Source organism: Filimonas effusa, assembly GCF_004118675.1.
GTDB lineage: Bacteria > Bacteroidota > Bacteroidia > Chitinophagales > Chitinophagaceae > Filimonas > Filimonas effusa.
The window spans coordinates 2,888,425-2,904,758 of sequence record NZ_SDHZ01000001.1 but is presented as its reverse complement, the minus strand read 5'-3'; the positions used below and the strand labels follow the sequence as shown (position 1 = coordinate 2,904,758).

Genomic DNA, 16,334 nt, shown 5'->3' with positions numbered 1-16,334 from the left:
CATTTGGAGGGTCGTAGGCATCCTCCTATATTTGCATCCCGTTTGAGCATCTTATGCAGATAACGGGTTATAAAGTGTCGATGCCTTGGTGGTGGAACTGGTAGACACGCAGGACTTAAAATCCTGTTCGCAGCAATGCGAGTGCGGGTTCGATTCCCGCCTGAGGCACTGGAAAAAAAGCGGTTATGTTTTAAAAGCATAGCCGTTTTTTTATTTTATATGCAGTAACTATTGCAATGGCGGGTTTTTGAAAAGATGTTCCTGCAACAAAGGTCCCGTTTTCATACAGTAATGGCATTATGTATATTTGGGAAAGGCAATGATCAAGCCTTCCTGCATTAATGAGATTCGATAAAGTTTTACCAGAAGTGGTTTTAACTCCTTATATAAAGTATTACGCTATTTCTGAAAATGACCAGGAAGCGGCGTACAAGGTGTTTCCGGTAACGGGGCTTGTTATAGGATTTCAATACCGTGGTCATTTGTCCGTGGTTGACGACGTAACGTTAAACCGGCTTTCTTCATCAGGAATTACAGGGATAAGCGATCGTTACAGGTTGTTCCGGAACTCCCCGGGGATAGGGACCATTCTTGTTTATTTTACCGAAACGGGGTTCGCGCGTTTCAGCGCCCTGCCGGCTAATGAGCTGTTTAATGAAAGTCTTTCGCTACACCAGGTATTTGACAGATATAGTATTGAGCGGATAGAGGAAGCGTTGTCTCTGGCAGAAACCGATGCGCAGCGTATTGGTATTATGAATGCGTTTTTTTTATCACAGCTTAAGGATGTTAAAGAAGATGCCCTTGTGACGGAGGCTGTGAAGCTTATTTATGTATCTAAAGGAGATATTCCGATCAGGACACTAAGTGAAAAATTGTTTATAAGTCAAAGTCCGTTGGAGAAGCGTTTCAGGAGGTTAGTAGGCGCGACGCCTAAAAAGTTTGCTTCGATAGTACGATTCAATGCTATCATTGGCAGCCTGGGTCAGGGCAAATCGCTTACTGATATTTGTTATGAACATGGATTTTTTGACCAGGCGCATTTTATCAAAGATTTTAAACAATACACCGGCGATACCCCGGAAAGATACAGGCGCGGGTTATAAAAACGATTTTTTACAATTCCGGCAGCTTTGGCTGCCGCAACTTTGTGAGGCGGCAGGCGCTATACCTGGTGACCAGATAAGCCGCATCGATTGTATACCATCAAATCATTTACCATGTTTAGTTTAGAACAGATCAAGGCTGCGCATTCGAAAGTGAAATCGGGTGCTGATTTTCCTGCTTATATCAAAGAGATCAAAGCGTTGGGAGTTAAGTCGTATGAGGCATATGTAGCAGACGGGCATATTGATTACTGTGGAGAAGAAGGCTATAAGATTGCTGCGCCGGCGAAATATGACCTTTTGCGGGTAGCAGATACCTGTAATGCGGCACAGTTTGCCAAAGCTTTAAAAGCCCACCAGCAGGGGCATACAGATTATCCCCGGTTTTGCAGCGATTGCGCTGTTAACGGAATTGAGCAATGGACTGTGCGTATGGATGCCATGACCTGTACTTATTATGATAAAGCAGGAAATAACGTGCTGGAAGAAGTGATCCCTGCCTGATGAATTGTGGAGAACGGATATCTGCCTGAAATGGGTGTAAATTTATACTGCTGAAAACCTTAAAACCTATATTGATGAAACTACCTTTCATTTTGTTTGCATGTCTGTTCTTTTTGTTTTTGCTGGTATCTACCTTGTTATTCAGGCATTTTGTATTGAACCAAACGCTTAACCTTACAGCGGGAGCGATAGCGGTATACCTGGGTATTGTTGTTGCCGCCGGTTTGTCGTATTCTTTTATACGGAGAAAGAGCAGGGGATAAAAGCAAAAAGCCGGTCATTGCTGACCGGCCTTCGCCCGTTTATTAATCCAAATTCAAATCAATTGTGTGCAATAAAGAGGGGGCAATGCAGTTCCCGTATAAGAACGTCGGCCATACTTGTTTTGAGCCAGCGTGAAACCATGCCGCGCTGGTAGGCTCCGAGCACTACCAGTGTTTGGCCGAATTGTTTTTTCAGGTGTTCCACTATTTCCGTTTCGGCGGCTCCCGTTAGTACCGTATAGGTTGCTTTGGGGAAATGCTGTCTCATGAATTCCTTCATGAGCCTGTTATCCGGGAGGTTCATAGCTGTTACCGGGTCTTTAACGGTAACCACTTCAGTTTCCAGGTGTTTTAATACCGGGAAGGCATAGCTGAACATGCGGATCGCAAATACTGATGAAGGCGATCCATCGTACAGCATAATGATCTTTTCCATTACGCGGTAACTGGAAGGCACTACTACTACGGGGCATTGCGCTTCGGCAAGCAGGTCGCGGATAAAGCGGCTAGGGCTTCTTTCGGTGTAATGGGTAAGTGTTTCTTTTCCGTCTATCACCAGCAGGTCGGCATAAATACTTTCATGCAATAGTTCCTGGAGGGCGATGCTTTGGTCGTGATGTACGGCGAAGCTGATGCCTGCTTCTTCGCAGGCGTTTTCGAATTGTGAAACCGATTCGGCCCTGATAGCTTTGTCGGTTTCTTCGAGCACCACTTTTTCTTCCCCGCCGCTTTCTATAAGATCATATATCCGGTAGCTATGGTAGGTAAAGTCATCGAGAAAAATGCCTGCCAGGAAAGAGTTTGACTGTTTTGCGAGATGAATGGCGTAACTCGCTGCACTTTCGGAGTATTTTAATCCGTCGAGTGCTACTATCATCTTTTTCATGTTACATATGATTAACGATGTGCAATAAACAGGGGAAGGTTTATTCTTTTGATCACAAGGTCTGCTGCGCTTCGTTTCAGGAATACCGACAGCATGGTGCGTCCGAATGCACCCATGATCACAAAAGCATTTTTCTTTCCATGAAGGTAATTGCCCAGTTCGTCGTTCACTCTTCCCTGTAACACCTGGAAGCCTATGCTGGAGTAGTGTACTTTCAGCAGGTCTCCTATCTTTTCTTTTTCGATGATGGGTAGCTCTTCATCTTCTTCGTTGTTCACTTGCAGAACGGTGATCTTTTTATCGTTCAGTGGTTTGAAGAGATGGGTGAATTGTTTAAGGGCATATACGGCAGATGCGCTTCCGTCGTAAGCAAATACAATTTCATCTATGCCACGGAATACCGGTGGCGCCATAGCTACAGGGCATTCGCTCTTGGCCAGCACTTCGCGCAGGAAGGTACTGGGGGCTTCTTCCTGGCGTTCCTGTAAGGTCATACCGGAATCAACGATCAGCAGGTCGGCAAAGCGTGTTTCTGCTATCAGTTCAGAGGTTGCAACGCCCTTATCTACGTGAACGCTGCAGCTGATGCCTCTTCTCTGGCAGCCTTCCATGAACAGTTGTATATTTTTCTCGCATAATTTCTTTTTCTCAATATTGCCGGGGATATCAGCGGCAACAACTGTTTCAGCATATGTAACCCCAAACATATTACGTAATACGGGGGCTTCTTTTTCCTGTTGATTGAGCAGGAAAACACCGGTTAATCTCGAGTGAGTGAGGACAGCTACATAACATGCAAAATCCAGGGTATCCAGATTTATTTTAGTACTGTCTATGGCCAGCAATATCTTTTCCATACCTGAAGTTTTATAGGGTGAAGATATATTCAGAAAAGCCCTTAAAACATGACGTTTGTCATTGACTTTAAGGATTATAGTTGCTATTTTTTAACGGAATTAATGTTATATTATAGCAGATCGATGGTATAACTGCGTTGGCATGGAAAGGAGGATAGCATTATATAACTAACCGGCTTCGGTTGGGGGATGCCGGCAGGCTGAAAAGAATGGAATGAAGTACTTTAGCATCTTAATGCGGTTCAATTATGTACAGACCCCAATGGCCGAAGATCGATTTTTCTGTGATTAGTCATTTGTTCCGCTGGTTGCTGCTGGCTGTTCCTGTGGCGCTGGCGGCAGGTTCCTTTGTAGCCTTCTTCCTATGGTCGCTCGACCATGTTACGCTTTTGCGGTACAGGTATAGCTGGTTGCTTTTTCTGTTACCGCTGGCCGGGGTTGCTATTTATTTCCTGTATAAGTGGGCGGGGAAAAATGCGGAAGCGGGTAATAACCTTATTATGGATGAGATCCATGAGCCTGGTGGTGGCGTGCCTTTGCGTATGGCGCCGCTGGTATTGATAACAACGTTGCTGACACATGTTACCGGCGGGTCGGCAGGCCGTGAAGGCACCGCCGTTCAGATAGGGGGCAGTCTGGCGGGTTTAGCAGGGCGCTGGTTCAAGCTGAACAGGGAGGATACCCGGATATTGCTGATGATGGGTATGGCGGCAGGCTTTGGGGCAGTTTTCGGCACGCCGCTCACCGGCGCTGTTTTTGCGCTTGAAGTGTTGTTCATAGGCAGGATGAATTACAGGGCGCTGTTACCCTGTCTTATGGCCAGCCTGCTGGCCGATATTACCTGCAGCGCCTGGGGCATCACCCATACACATTATGCCATTACTTTTCGTGATACTGTTCAACCGGTACTGCGCTTTCTGCCGTTTAACTGGTGGTTGTTGCTGAAGGTGGTAATGGCCGGCGCGTGCTTTGGACTTACCAGTTACTTCTTTGCAGAGTTATCGCATGCCATCAAACGCTATAGTAATCGTAAGATTGCTTACAAATGGCTGATTCCTGTAGTGGGGGGCATAATTATCATTGTTTTGTGTTTTTTGCTGGGCTCAACGGATTATCTTGGCCTGGGTGTTACCGGAGCGCGTCCGGATTCGATAACTATTGTATCGTGTTTCCGTGCAGGAGGCGCCGATACTTTCAGCTGGTACTGGAAACTTTTGTTCACGGCTATTACGCTGGGGATGGGGTTTAAAGGTGGCGAGGTTACACCCTTGTTCTTTATGGGAGCTGCACTGGGCAATACGCTGGCTGTTTTTACGCATGCGCCTGTAGACCTGATGGCGGGGCTGGGTTTCATTGCTGTATTTGCAGGCGCTACCAATACGCCGCTGGCCTGTACCCTTATGGGGGTGGAATTGTTTGGCGGGGAGTACATTTTGTATTATGCCGTAGCGTGTTTCACTGCGTACTATTTCAGCGGGCAGTCGGGTATATACCTGTCGCAGCGTCTTCAAAGCTCTAAAACCGGCGAGCCGCTGGCCGGTGGCGTCAAGAGCCTGAGAGATCTCAGGAAATAAGAACAGGTTTTCATCTTAAATACAGACAGCCAATGACTACAGAACAGGCAAGATTACAACAGCCCGGATGGAAGAAATGGGGATCTTATGTAAGTGACCGTCAGTGGGGCACCGTTCGTGAAGACTATAGTGCTAATGGTGATGCGTGGAATTATACGACGCATGATATGGCCCGCAGCAGGGCCTGGCGCTGGGGGGAGGAAGGTATTGCAGGCATATGCGATGATAAACAGCGTTTATGTTTCGCCCTGGCCCTATGGAATAAACGTGATCCTATTCTGAAAGAACGTTTTTTCGGGCTAACGAACCAGCAGGGAAATCATGGCGAAGATGTAAAAGAACTTTACTACTACCTGGATGCAACGCCAACGCATTCGTATATGAAAATGCTGTACAAATATCCGCAGCACGAATTTCCTTATGAGCAACTTGTAAGAGAAAATGCGCAGCGTACCAAACAGCAGGAAGAGTATGAATTGATAGATACCGGGATCTTCAATGATGATAAATATTTCGATGTTTTCGTAGAATATGCAAAAGCGGATATGGATGACATCTTAATAAAGATCACCATACACAACCGCAGCAGTGAAAATGCGGCATTGCATGTGTTGCCTACAGCCTGGTTTAAAAATACCTGGAGCTGGGGGAGGCATGACTACAAGCCTGAGATGCAGCAACTGTCGGAGAATATTATCGGTATTCAGCATGAAAGACTGAATATGCAGTATCTCTATTTTGAAGAAGGTGGTGTAAGCCTGTTTTGCGAAAACGAAACCAATAACAGGCGTTTATATCATACCGATACGGGTACGCTGTATCCGAAGGATGGTATCAACGACTATATTATTCATGCGCGTTCTACTGTAAATCCGGAGCAGAAAGGTTCTAAGGTGGCGGTGGATTATGATATAGTAGTACCTGCAGAAGGTTCACATACCATCAGGTTGCGGCTTTCTGCCGGGGAGCAGTGGGATGCATTTGCCGGTTTTGATGCGTTATTTCAGCAACGGCTGGAGGAAGCCAACGCGTTTTACGACGATTTCCAGCGGCAGGTTACCAATATCGACGAGCGTATGATACAGCGCCAGGCGCTGGCGGGTATGCTTTGGAATAAACAATACTATTATTATAATGTACAGCAATGGCTTGATGGTGATCCTGCGATGCCGGTGCCGCCGTCTGAAAGAAAACAGGGGCGTAACCATATATGGAAACAGCTGAACAACGAGGGGATCATTTCCATGCCTGATAAATGGGAGTTTCCCTGGTATGCGTCGTGGGATCTGGGATTCCATTGTGTTACGCTGGCGATGATAGATCCCGATTTTGCCAAAGAGCAACTGGAGATGCTGACGTATGAATGGTTTATGAATCCTTCCGGTGAGTTTCCCGCTTATGAATGGTCGCTTGGCGATGTCAACCCTCCGGTACAGGCTGGTGCTGCCTACCGCGTTTTCAAGCTCGATGCCAGCATTAAAGGAGAAAAAGATTATGTTTTCCTGGAAACGATGTTCCATAAGCTGCTGATCAATTTTACCTGGTGGGTGAACCGGAAAGATGCGGGCGGCAGCAATATTTTCGAGGGTGGTTTTTTGGGACTGGATAACATCGGCGCTTTTGACCGCAGTATGGTATTACCCGACGGGCTTGTGACAGAGCAGGCCGATGCTACCAGCTGGATGGCCATGTATGCGCTTAATATGCTGCATATAGCCCTGGAACTGGCTACATACAATAAAGTGTACACCAAGATGGCGGTTAAGTTCTTTGAACACTTTATGTATATCGCGGGCGCTATGGCAAATATGGGAGAAGAGCATAGCGGTTTATGGGACGATGAAGATGAGTTCTTTTATGACCAGGTGCGTTCGCCCGACGGGCAGGTCTTTAAAGTAAAGATCAGAAGCCTGGTAGGGCTGATCCCGCTTTTTGCGGTGGAGGTGATTGCCAAGGATACGCTCGACGCGAATCCTGAATTTGCCAATCGTATGAACTGGTTCTTAAAACACCGGCCAGACCTGGCTAAGCTGGTATCGCGCTGGTACGAAGAAGGCAAAGACGAAAAACACCTGCTGAGCCTGTTACGCGGGCATAGAATGAAACGCCTGCTGAGCCGGATGCTTGATGAAACCGAGTTTTTAAGTGACTATGGCGTGCGTTCTCTTTCTAAACGATACGAAGAAAATCCTTATGTGCTGAATGCCCGCGATCTGAAGCTGGTGGTGAAGTACACTCCCGGGGAAAGCGATACCACTATTTATGGTGGTAATTCCAACTGGCGCGGGCCTGTATGGCTTCCCATGAACTTTTTGATGATAGAAAGCCTTCGGAAATTTCATTTCTTCTATAGCGATGATTTCCGTATTGAATATCCCACTGCTTCCGGCAATTATTATTCTTTGAAGGAGGTAGGGGATGAGCTGATAAAACGCTTGTTGAAAATATTTATGAAAGACGAGCAGGGCCGGCGCGCTTTTCCTGGCAACAATGAAAAGCTGCAAACCGATCCTTACTTCGCTGATCTGATCGTTTTCAATGAGTATTTTCATGGCGACAGTGGGAAGGGATTGGGCGCTTCGCATCAAACAGGTTGGAGTGGGTTGATAGCCAATCTTATCCGTCTGCGGTACCATTCATGAGCAGCCGAGGGCGATAGAAGCTGCTTTATTTCATACAACCGGTTTGGCAACGTTTGCGTAAATAACTATGAAAGAATAGTTAAAAACATAAGTTAAAAGCTGTAACTCTGCGATTGATTGCTTGAATGACTTTGTGAGGTTTCCTGAGAAAACTAAACCGATATACTAAGACATATAAACTTGCTTGTTGTATGAAAAAGATGATGCTCCTCGGTGCATGGCTGCTGTACGCGCTAGCTTTGTTTGCACAATCCCGCTCAATTAAAGGAAAAGTTACTGACGAAAATGGCGCTCCCCTGTCTGGCGTAAGCATAGTGCTGAAAGAGACAAAGGCTGGCGTTCAGACAGATGAAAAGGGTGTTTTTAACCTAAAGACCGGCAAAACGGGGGATGTGACCCTGGTGATCAGTTATACTGGCTATAAGGTCATGAATGTTACCACCGATGGTAAAACAGATGTAAATGTAAAACTGGAACGTGACCAGAACGACCTGGATAACGTAGTGGTAATTGGTTACGGTACTTCCAAGCGGAAGGATCTTACCGGCGCCATCGCCAGTATGTCGTCGAAGGAATTGATGAAAGTGCCGGTAGCGAACGCTTCCGAAGCTTTAACAGGCCGCCTGGCGGGTGTGCAGGTTACTGCAACCGAAGGCTCGCCTGATGCTGAGCTTAAAATACGCGTTCGTGGTGGCGGTTCCATCACCGGCGATAATTCACCCTTACTTATTGTAGACGGCTTTCCTGTTACTTCTATTGCAGATATAGCTCCTGCAGATATTGAATCTATGGACGTATTAAAAGATGCGTCTTCTACCGCTATTTACGGATCGAGAGGTGCGAATGGTGTTATTATAATTACCACTAAAAGTGGTAAATCAGGAAAGTTTACGGTTAATTATAATGTTTATGGCGGTTACAGGAAGCTGGCCAAGAAGCTGGATGTACTGAGCCCATACGACTACGCTAAATGGCAGTACGAACGCGCTTTACTTGATAACAAGCTGTCCGATCAGTACACAAAATACCTGGGTAACTGGCAGGATATTGACCTGTATAAAGAAGTAACGCCTAATGACTGGCAGGACCAGGTATTCGGGCGTATTGGCAATACATTCAACCAGAACCTGAGCATGAACGGCGGTACCGAAAAATTGAGGTACACTGTAAGCTATACACATATCAAGGACAAGGCTATCATGCAGATGTCAGGATTTCAGCGCGATAACGTAAACCTGAAGCTGAACAACCGTCCTAATAACAAAATTTCCATTGACCTGGCCGTACGTTATTCTACTACTAAAGTAGATGGCGGCGGTACCAACGAACAAAACGAAAAGTCTTCTGCCGATTCCCGTTTAAAATATGCAATGATCTATCCTACTTTTCCAGTAGGTGGTTTAACAGATGCAGATGAACTGGATGACGCTTTTAATATGTATCATCCGCTGGTGGCGTTATCCGATAATGATCGCACACAAAGAAGGGCGAACATAAACCTGAATGGTGCTGTAAGCTGGAAAATAACGCCTGAACTGCAAATTCGTACAGAAGTTGGCCTGGATGATATCCGCACCCAGGACGACAGGTTCTATGGCACCACCACTTATTATGTACGTAACGTGCCTACGGCGCTGAACCAGGGTTTACCGGCTATTGAACTCGTTAAATCACAAAGACAGTCTATTCGCAACACCAATACCGTTTCCTACGATTTCAAAAACATACTTAAAAGCAAGCATCATCTGAATGTACTGGGTGGCCAGGAATATATAGCCACCAAACAGGAAGCGTTGACCACTTCAGTACATGGCTTCCCCAAAACATTTACGTTTGATAATGCCCTCAAGCTTTCTGCACAAGGAAAGGCCAACTCTGTACAGAATTATCTTTACCCCGATGATCGCTTATTCTCTTTCTTCGGTCGCGCCAATTATGATTTCGACAGCAAATACCTGGTAGGGGTTACATTCCGCGCCGACGGGTCCTCTAAATTCTCCGATGGTCATAAATGGGGTTACTTCCCTTCAGTGGCAGCTGCATGGCGTATTTCTTCAGAGAAATTCTTTGAAAAAGCTTCTGATTGGGTTGATGATCTGAAACTCCGTGTAAGCTATGGTACTGCAGGTAACAATAATATACCCAGCGGCCAGATGGTACAGACCTTTGATGTAAATACCACTACATGGGTAAACGGATATAACAGCTATTGGGCTCCTTCGAAAACAATGGCTAATCCCGATCTGAAATGGGAAACTACTGTAACCCGTAACGTAGGTCTTGATTTTACCCTGAAAGGCAAGAAGCTGAACGGTACTATCGATTTTTATCAGAACAATACGAAAGACCTGCTGATCTTATTCCCGATCTCCGGTGTGGGGTATGATAACCAATACCGCAATATGGGTGAAACACGCAACCGTGGTCTGGAATTGACTTTGAACTGGAGCGCAATCGATAAAAAGAACTTTGGTTTAAACTTCAGCGGTAACATCGGCTTCAATAAAAATAAAATTCTGTCACTGGGTCAGATGCAGAATTTTGGAGCTGAATCGGGATGGGCTTCTACAGAAGTTGGTACCGATTACTGGATCTCTACCGGAGGTTCTGTGGGCCAGATGTATGGTTACAAACTCGATGGCACCGGCAGGTACGAAGTTTCTGACTTCACCGGTTATAACTCAACTACAGGCAAATGGATCCTGAAAGATGGTGTTGCAGATGCCAGTGCTATTGTAGGCACTGTCAGGCCTGGTACTATGAAACTGATGAATATGACCAAAGATGACAACATCATCAATACATCAGACAAAACGATCATAGGTAATGCAAACCCTACACATACCGGTGGTTTTACAATCAATACACGTGTGTACAATTTTGATCTTAGCGCGATGTTCAACTGGAGTTATGGCAATAAGATCTACAATGCCAACAAAATTGAATACACTTCTACCAGTAAATATTATGGCAGAAATATGATCACTACGATGGCTGAAGGAAGCCGCTGGACCAACCTGCTGTCCGACGGTACCCTCTCCAATGATCCTGCACAGCTGGAACAAATGAATGCCAACACTACTTTATGGTCTCCTTATATGAGCCGTTATGTATTTACCGACTGGGCAGTGGAGGATGGTAGCTTCCTGCGCTTAGGTACACTTACAGTAGGTTATAACCTGCCGGCTGCTTTGATCAGGAAAGTTAAAATACAGAATTGCCGTTTCTATATGACCGGTTATAATATCTTCTGTATCACTAACTATACCGGCTTCGATCCTGAAGTATCTACACGTCGTAAAACAGCCTTAACGCCGGGTGTTGATTATTCGGCTTATCCGAGAAGTCGCATGGTTGTTTTTGGTTTAAACCTGAGTTTCTAATCACACAAACTGCCATTTTATGAAAAAGATATTATATAAATTATTTATAGCCTCCGCTGTTCTATTGTTTAGTGCATCTTGTAAGAAAACGCTGGATACGCCGGCCAAGTCTTCCATGGACGAATCGGTTATATTCTCTACACCCAGTTTGGCTGAAGGTACCATTGCCGGTGTTTTGCAGTCATTTGGTGAAACCAACTCTTATCGTGGCCGTTACCTTGTTTTTTATGGTATTAACAACGACTGTGAAGTAAACAACTCGCTGAAAAATACATCTGACGAAAAATCATTGTTGTCGAACTATCAGACAAATGTGAACAACAGCCAGATGAATACAGACAACAACGCCTGGGCGAAGTTTTACGAAGGTATTGAACGTGCCAACCTTGCTATCAGGGGCCTGCGTACCTATGGCGATGTAAAAAACGATGCAGATCTCGCACAGGTGCTTGGTGAAATGCTCACACTTCGTGCGGTTTTATACAATGACCTGTTGAGAGGCTGGGGCGATGTGCCTGCACGCTTTGAGCCCATCACCACTGCTACCATGTATGTGGCCAGAAGTGACAGGGATATTATTTACAAACAACTGCTTGCCGATCTGGAAGAAGCGGCTACCCTGGTAGCGTGGCCCAATGAAAGAACAGTAACCAGCTCAGTAGAGAGAGTGAATAAGGCGTTTGTAAAAGGTTTAAGGGCAAGGCTGGCATTGGCTGCCGGTGGTTATGGCCAGCGTGCCAACAATGTAGTTCGCCTGAGCTCCGATCCCGATCTGGCTCCTGAAAAAATGTATGCTATCGCCAAGAAGGAATGTCTTGATGTAATTAATAGCGGTACCTGTAAGCTGCTCGGATTCCAGGAGGTGTTTAAAACACTTTGTGCAGAAACAAATAAAGCCGGCCTGGAATCGTTATGGGAAATACCTTTCAGTGAAGGACGTGGCCGTGTAATATTTGACCTGGGGGTAAAACATACCGATGCAGATAAATATACTGCTCAGAATAAAGGCGGTACTAATGGTCCCAATCCTCTTATGTACTATATGTATGATAAAGATGATGCGCGCCGTGATGTAACCTGTGTGCCTTACGAATGGACCAAAGGTGTACAAACTCCTACCAGCCTTGGGAAATGGTATTTTGGCAAATACCGTTACGAATGGTTGCCAAGGCGTGTAACTTCTACCAATGACGATGGACTGAACTGGTTATACATGCGCTATGCAGATGTGATACTGATGGCTGCTGAAGCGATCAATGAAATTGATGGTCCTGCTGCTGCGGCTCCTTATCTTAAAATGATACGCACCCGTGCTTTCCCTACTGCATCTGCGAAGGTTGATGCGTTTATGGCGCAGGCTACTGCCAGTAAAACCGCCTTTTTTAATGCTATCGTAGACGAAAGGGCATTGGAATTTACTGGTGAAATGTTACGTAAGAATGATCTTATCCGCTGGAACCTGCTGGGTGCTAAATTAACGGAAGCAAAAACCAAATTGCAGCAGTTGGAAAACCGCCAGGGTGCTTACGCCGATCTTCCGCAGAACATTTATTATAAAACAGCGGCTGATGGTGAAACTGTAACTATTTATGGTTTGAACCATGGCGATACAGATGCTGCAGGTGCAGCACTGGGTTACAGTACCAAATCTTGGAAAATGGCTGCAACAGGCGACGCCGCTACCTTCTGGGACGCTCTCTTCCTGCGCAATCCCGATCAGCAACAATTCTGGCCTATATGGCAGGTGTTCCTCGATGCAAGCAACGGGCAATTGACCAATGCAGGCTATTTCTAATGTTTTCACCCAGTTAAAACCAGCAAAAATGAACCACTTAATAAAAAATGCACTATCCATTATAGGCTTTACAGCGGCTATATTATCTGCCGGCTGCAGTAAAAAAATTGACGACGAAATTACTTCTGTCGATTTTAGCAGACTGTTCTCTCCTACTGCCGTTACAACTACCGTAGTGGGAGGCACCTCAGTAAACGTGAGTTGGGCAAAAGTAACTAAGGCGGAACACTACGATATCGAACTCGTGGATAACGGAAACCAGGACTTCTCCGGATCCTCTGTTCGTTCTGTAAAAAATCTCGACGCCACCACTCTTACATATACCTTTAAATCATTGTATGGTGAAACTGATTACTCTTTTAGAGTAAAAGCAGTTAGCGCTGATACCCCTGAATCTAAATGGACCACGGTTACATTCAAATCTGGTTCTGAACAAATCATGACCCGGGTAGAACGGACAGACCTTTCACAAACATCTGTTACGCTGAAATGGAAAACTCCTAACGATGTAAGCCATTTTATGATAGGAAGTAATAAATACGATATCAGCGCCAGTGAAAAAACGGCGGGAGCCAAAACTATTACGGGCCTGACAAATGGTACACAATACACCGCAAAATTGTATTACAATAACGGGGTGCGTGGCAATCGTAGCTTTAAAACATATGCCGCAAACCCTACAGGTACGAATGTAATTAACATTAGCTCTGCTGCCGACCTGGCCACTCAGCTCGCCGCTGCTGCCAATAATAGTATTTTGGTAATTCCTCAGGGAGCAACCTTCGACTACGCCAGCGCTATTGCTTTGCCTAAAGATGTTTCTGTTACCATATGGGGCGAAGATGGCATTAATAGACCTGTAATCGCTCTTAATGGCCTCAACCTGCCTTTAGCTGCGGGAACCATCAAATTTGCCAATGTGGATATTACAGGATTACCCTCCAATATTCCCGGAGGAACAAAGAGAAACTATATTTTTAATCAGAGCGATTCAACAGTAACAGAAGCCATTATTTTTGATAACTGTATTGTTAGAAACTTCACTAACACGCCTGTAAGAGTACAGGGATCTAAAAATATCACCATCAAAAAAGTAGCATTTAATAACTGTATTGTTTATGACTGTGGCGTAAATTCAGCTGGTAATGGCACTTATGCAATGGTGCATTCTAATACAGCTACAGGAAAAATCACGAATATCGAATTTACACAAAGCACATTCTATGATATAGGGTATGCGCTCATCCTGCACAATGCAGCGGCTTCAACCTCTGTAAAAATTGAAAACTGTACCATCTATAACACTACAGGTAATGCACGTTACATGATAGATTATAATACGTTCTCTGCCGGTACGTTTACCATCAAAAATACAATCATCGGTAAAACATTATCAGCAACAGCAACGGCTAACGGATACCGTGCAGCCAGCGCTCCTATAGTTACCAATTCTTATATAACTAGTGACGTGGTTTTTGCAGCTGGTGCTATACCCAGTGTTATAAATTATACTAATAACAGCGCTAATTTGTTTACAGAACCGGCTGGCGGCAACTTCGTAATAAAAGATAGTTTATTTGCAGGTGCTTCCACTGCGGGTGATAGTCGTTGGATGCCTTAGTGCAAGGGAGGGAAGTGATAGCCAGAAACCAATAACTTATAATAGGATGATTAAATGGCGTTACAGTTTGCCGGTATTCATGATGCTTTTTTTAATGGCATTCATGATGCCGGCGCGGAAGAAGATTACGATCTGGATGGTAGGCGACTCTACGATGGCCAACAAGTTGCCAAAAGCTTACCCGGAAACGGGATGGGGAATGGCATTCGGTGCGTTTTTCGATGAGTCGGTAACGATTGCCAACCGGGCTATGAATGGCAGAAGCACACTTTCCTTTATAAACGAAAAACGTTGGCAAGCGGTAGCCGATAGCCTGCAGGAGGGAGACTATGTGTTTATTGAATTTGGTCATAACGACGAAAAGATCGATAAACCCGGCACAGGCGTCTCTCCTGCGGCTTATGGTGTTAACCTGGTTAAGTTTGTGAATGAAACCAGGGCTAAAAAGGCGATCCCTGTACTATTAACGCCTGTAATGCGCAGGAGCTTCCGTGACGGTAGCCTCTATGATTCTCATGGTGCTTATCCGCCGGTAGTGCGCAGGATAGCAGATAGTTTAAAAGTGCCTTTGATTGACATGCACCTGAAATCGGAAACCCTGATAAACGGCATGGGAGAAGAAGGAGCGAAACAGCTTTTTAACTATGTTGACTCCGGGCATGTAAATTATCCCCAGGGTAAAAAAGATGACACGCATTTCAGTCCTTCCGGAGCGAAAGCCATGGCCGAGCTGGCGGTACAGGGGATAAGGGAATTAAAGCTTGAACTGGCGGAACGCCTGGTAAGAAAGAAATATGATTTTGTAGTAGCAAAAGACGGCAGCGGCGATTTTACGACAGTGCAGGCTGCTATTAATGCTGTGCCGGACATGCGTAAATCGGAAACAGTCATCTTTATTAAAAATGGCGTTTATAAGGAAAAACTCACGCTGCCGGAATCGAAAAGCCTGGTAACCCTTATAGGTCAGCAGGCAGATAGTGTAATTATCACCAACGATGATTTTGCGGGTAAGAAGAATATACTGGGAGAGCCGATGGGAACATCAGGCTCTTCCGGCTTTTTTGTATGGGGTAAGGACTTTACTGCCAGGAATATTACATTCAGCAATTCAGCGGGGCCGGTAGGTCAGGCAGTAGCTGTGCTGGTGGGTGGCGATAGGGTTCGTTTTATCAACTGCCGTTTCCTGGGTTTCCAGGATACGCTTTATACCTACGGTGTTAACAGCCGCCAGTATTACCTGAACTGTTATATCGAAGGTACTGTTGATTTTATTTTCGGGGCTTCCACGGCTGTTTTCGACAGTTGTACCATACACTGTAAGAAAGCAGGTTATGTTACGGCTGCCTCTACGCCACAGGATAAAAAATATGGCTATGTATTCCGGGGCTGCCGTATTACCGGCGAAGGAACTGCGACACATTACCTGGGCCGTCCCTGGCGCCCCTATGCCAAAACTGTTTTCCTGGATTGCGAAATGGGGAAGCCGATAATTGCAGCAGGCTGGGATAACTGGGGGAAAAAAGAAAACGAGCAAACTGCTTTTTATGCCGAGTACAGGAGCAGGGGAGAAGGGGCTGCCAGGGCTCAAAGAGCATCCTGGTCACACCAGCTTAAAGCGGATGATGTGCAGGCGTTTGATCACGTACACGTTTTCGGAGACTGGATTGACTATAAAAATGCCAATTGAAGTGAATAAGTAGCCA

General features: G+C 45.5%; 11 protein-coding genes and 1 tRNA gene. 10 read left to right on the top strand and 2 right to left on the bottom strand.

Going from position 1 to position 16,334, the window contains the following annotated elements; all coding sequences use genetic code 11:
• The first annotated feature begins 82 nt into the window (after nt 1-82).
• From ESB13_RS10990 to ESB13_RS10975, 4 genes are all read left to right on the top strand, one after another.
• A tRNA-Leu gene (locus tag ESB13_RS10990) sits at nt 83-168 on the top strand.
• 173 nt (nt 169-341) lie between these two features.
• Complete coding sequence (locus ESB13_RS10985) at nt 342-1,106, top strand: AraC family transcriptional regulator (RefSeq protein WP_129003025.1); 765 nt, start codon at nt 342-344, stop codon at nt 1,104-1,106.
• Nucleotides 1,107-1,220: 114 nt separating this feature from the next.
• Entirely contained in the window at nt 1,221-1,610 is a 390-nt protein-coding gene (locus ESB13_RS10980; RefSeq protein ID WP_129003024.1) for a DUF1398 domain-containing protein, read from the top strand.
• 74 nt (nt 1,611-1,684) lie between these two features.
• Nucleotides 1,685-1,873, top strand: a complete 189-nt coding sequence (locus ESB13_RS10975) for a hypothetical protein (protein ID WP_129003023.1) — start codon at nt 1,685-1,687, stop codon at nt 1,871-1,873.
• Between the two features lie 58 nt (nt 1,874-1,931).
• Here the strand turns inward: ESB13_RS10975 and ESB13_RS10970 are convergent, their stop codons facing one another.
• Together ESB13_RS10970 and ESB13_RS10965 are read right to left on the bottom strand one after the other, a co-directional pair.
• Nucleotides 1,932-2,759, bottom strand: a complete 828-nt coding sequence (locus ESB13_RS10970) for a universal stress protein (RefSeq protein ID WP_129003022.1) — start codon at nt 2,757-2,759, stop codon at nt 1,932-1,934.
• Nucleotides 2,760-2,770: 11 nt separating this feature from the next.
• Nucleotides 2,771-3,616 (bottom strand): universal stress protein, encoded by an 846-nt coding sequence (locus ESB13_RS10965; RefSeq protein WP_129003021.1) that lies wholly within the window; start codon nt 3,614-3,616, stop codon nt 2,771-2,773.
• A 248-nt stretch (nt 3,617-3,864) separates the two neighbouring features.
• Here ESB13_RS10965 and ESB13_RS10960 point away from each other — a divergent pair, with 248 nt between their 5' ends.
• From ESB13_RS10960 to ESB13_RS10935, 6 genes are all read left to right on the top strand, one after another.
• Nucleotides 3,865-5,190, top strand: a complete 1,326-nt coding sequence (locus tag ESB13_RS10960; protein WP_129003020.1) for a voltage-gated chloride channel family protein — start codon at nt 3,865-3,867, stop codon at nt 5,188-5,190.
• Between the two features lie 32 nt (nt 5,191-5,222).
• The gene (locus ESB13_RS10955; protein ID WP_129003019.1) at nt 5,223-7,832 is read left to right on the top strand and encodes an MGH1-like glycoside hydrolase domain-containing protein; all 2,610 of its coding nucleotides are present in this window, start codon (nt 5,223-5,225) and stop codon (nt 7,830-7,832) included.
• Between the two features lie 191 nt (nt 7,833-8,023).
• Nucleotides 8,024-11,215: a SusC/RagA family TonB-linked outer membrane protein gene (locus ESB13_RS10950; protein ID WP_129003018.1), complete on the top strand. Its 3,192-nt coding sequence runs from the start codon at nt 8,024-8,026 to the stop codon at nt 11,213-11,215.
• Between the two features lie 19 nt (nt 11,216-11,234).
• Nucleotides 11,235-13,010, top strand: coding sequence for a RagB/SusD family nutrient uptake outer membrane protein (locus tag ESB13_RS10945; RefSeq protein WP_129003017.1), 1,776 nt, complete (start codon nt 11,235-11,237; stop codon nt 13,008-13,010).
• Between the two features lie 28 nt (nt 13,011-13,038).
• Nucleotides 13,039-14,631, top strand: coding sequence for a DUF5123 domain-containing protein (locus ESB13_RS10940; protein WP_164974168.1), 1,593 nt, complete (start codon nt 13,039-13,041; stop codon nt 14,629-14,631).
• A gap of 46 nt (nt 14,632-14,677) precedes the next feature.
• Entirely contained in the window at nt 14,678-16,318 is a 1,641-nt protein-coding gene (locus ESB13_RS10935; RefSeq protein ID WP_129003015.1) for a pectinesterase family protein, read from the top strand.
• Nucleotides 16,319-16,334 lie beyond the last annotated feature (16 nt).

Excerpts from the sequence above, each read along its gene's own strand:
- ESB13_RS10985 (WP_129003025.1), top strand. The coding sequence starts at position 342 with ATGAGATTCGATAAAGTTTTACCAGAAGTGGTTTTAACTCCTTATATA.
- ESB13_RS10980 (WP_129003024.1), top strand. The coding sequence starts at position 1,221 with ATGTTTAGTTTAGAACAGATCAAGGCTGCGCATTCGAAAGTGAAATCG.
- ESB13_RS10975 (WP_129003023.1), top strand. The coding sequence starts at position 1,685 with ATGAAACTACCTTTCATTTTGTTTGCATGTCTGTTCTTTTTGTTTTTG.
- ESB13_RS10970 (WP_129003022.1), bottom strand. The coding sequence starts at position 2,759 with ATGAAAAAGATGATAGTAGCACTCGACGGATTAAAATACTCCGAAAGT.
- ESB13_RS10965 (WP_129003021.1), bottom strand. The coding sequence starts at position 3,616 with ATGGAAAAGATATTGCTGGCCATAGACAGTACTAAAATAAATCTGGAT.
- ESB13_RS10960 (WP_129003020.1), top strand. The coding sequence starts at position 3,865 with ATGTACAGACCCCAATGGCCGAAGATCGATTTTTCTGTGATTAGTCAT.
- ESB13_RS10955 (WP_129003019.1), top strand. The coding sequence starts at position 5,223 with ATGACTACAGAACAGGCAAGATTACAACAGCCCGGATGGAAGAAATGG.
- ESB13_RS10950 (WP_129003018.1), top strand. The coding sequence starts at position 8,024 with ATGAAAAAGATGATGCTCCTCGGTGCATGGCTGCTGTACGCGCTAGCT.
- ESB13_RS10945 (WP_129003017.1), top strand. The coding sequence starts at position 11,235 with ATGAAAAAGATATTATATAAATTATTTATAGCCTCCGCTGTTCTATTG.
- ESB13_RS10940 (WP_164974168.1), top strand. The coding sequence starts at position 13,039 with ATGAACCACTTAATAAAAAATGCACTATCCATTATAGGCTTTACAGCG.
- ESB13_RS10935 (WP_129003015.1), top strand. The coding sequence starts at position 14,678 with ATGATTAAATGGCGTTACAGTTTGCCGGTATTCATGATGCTTTTTTTA.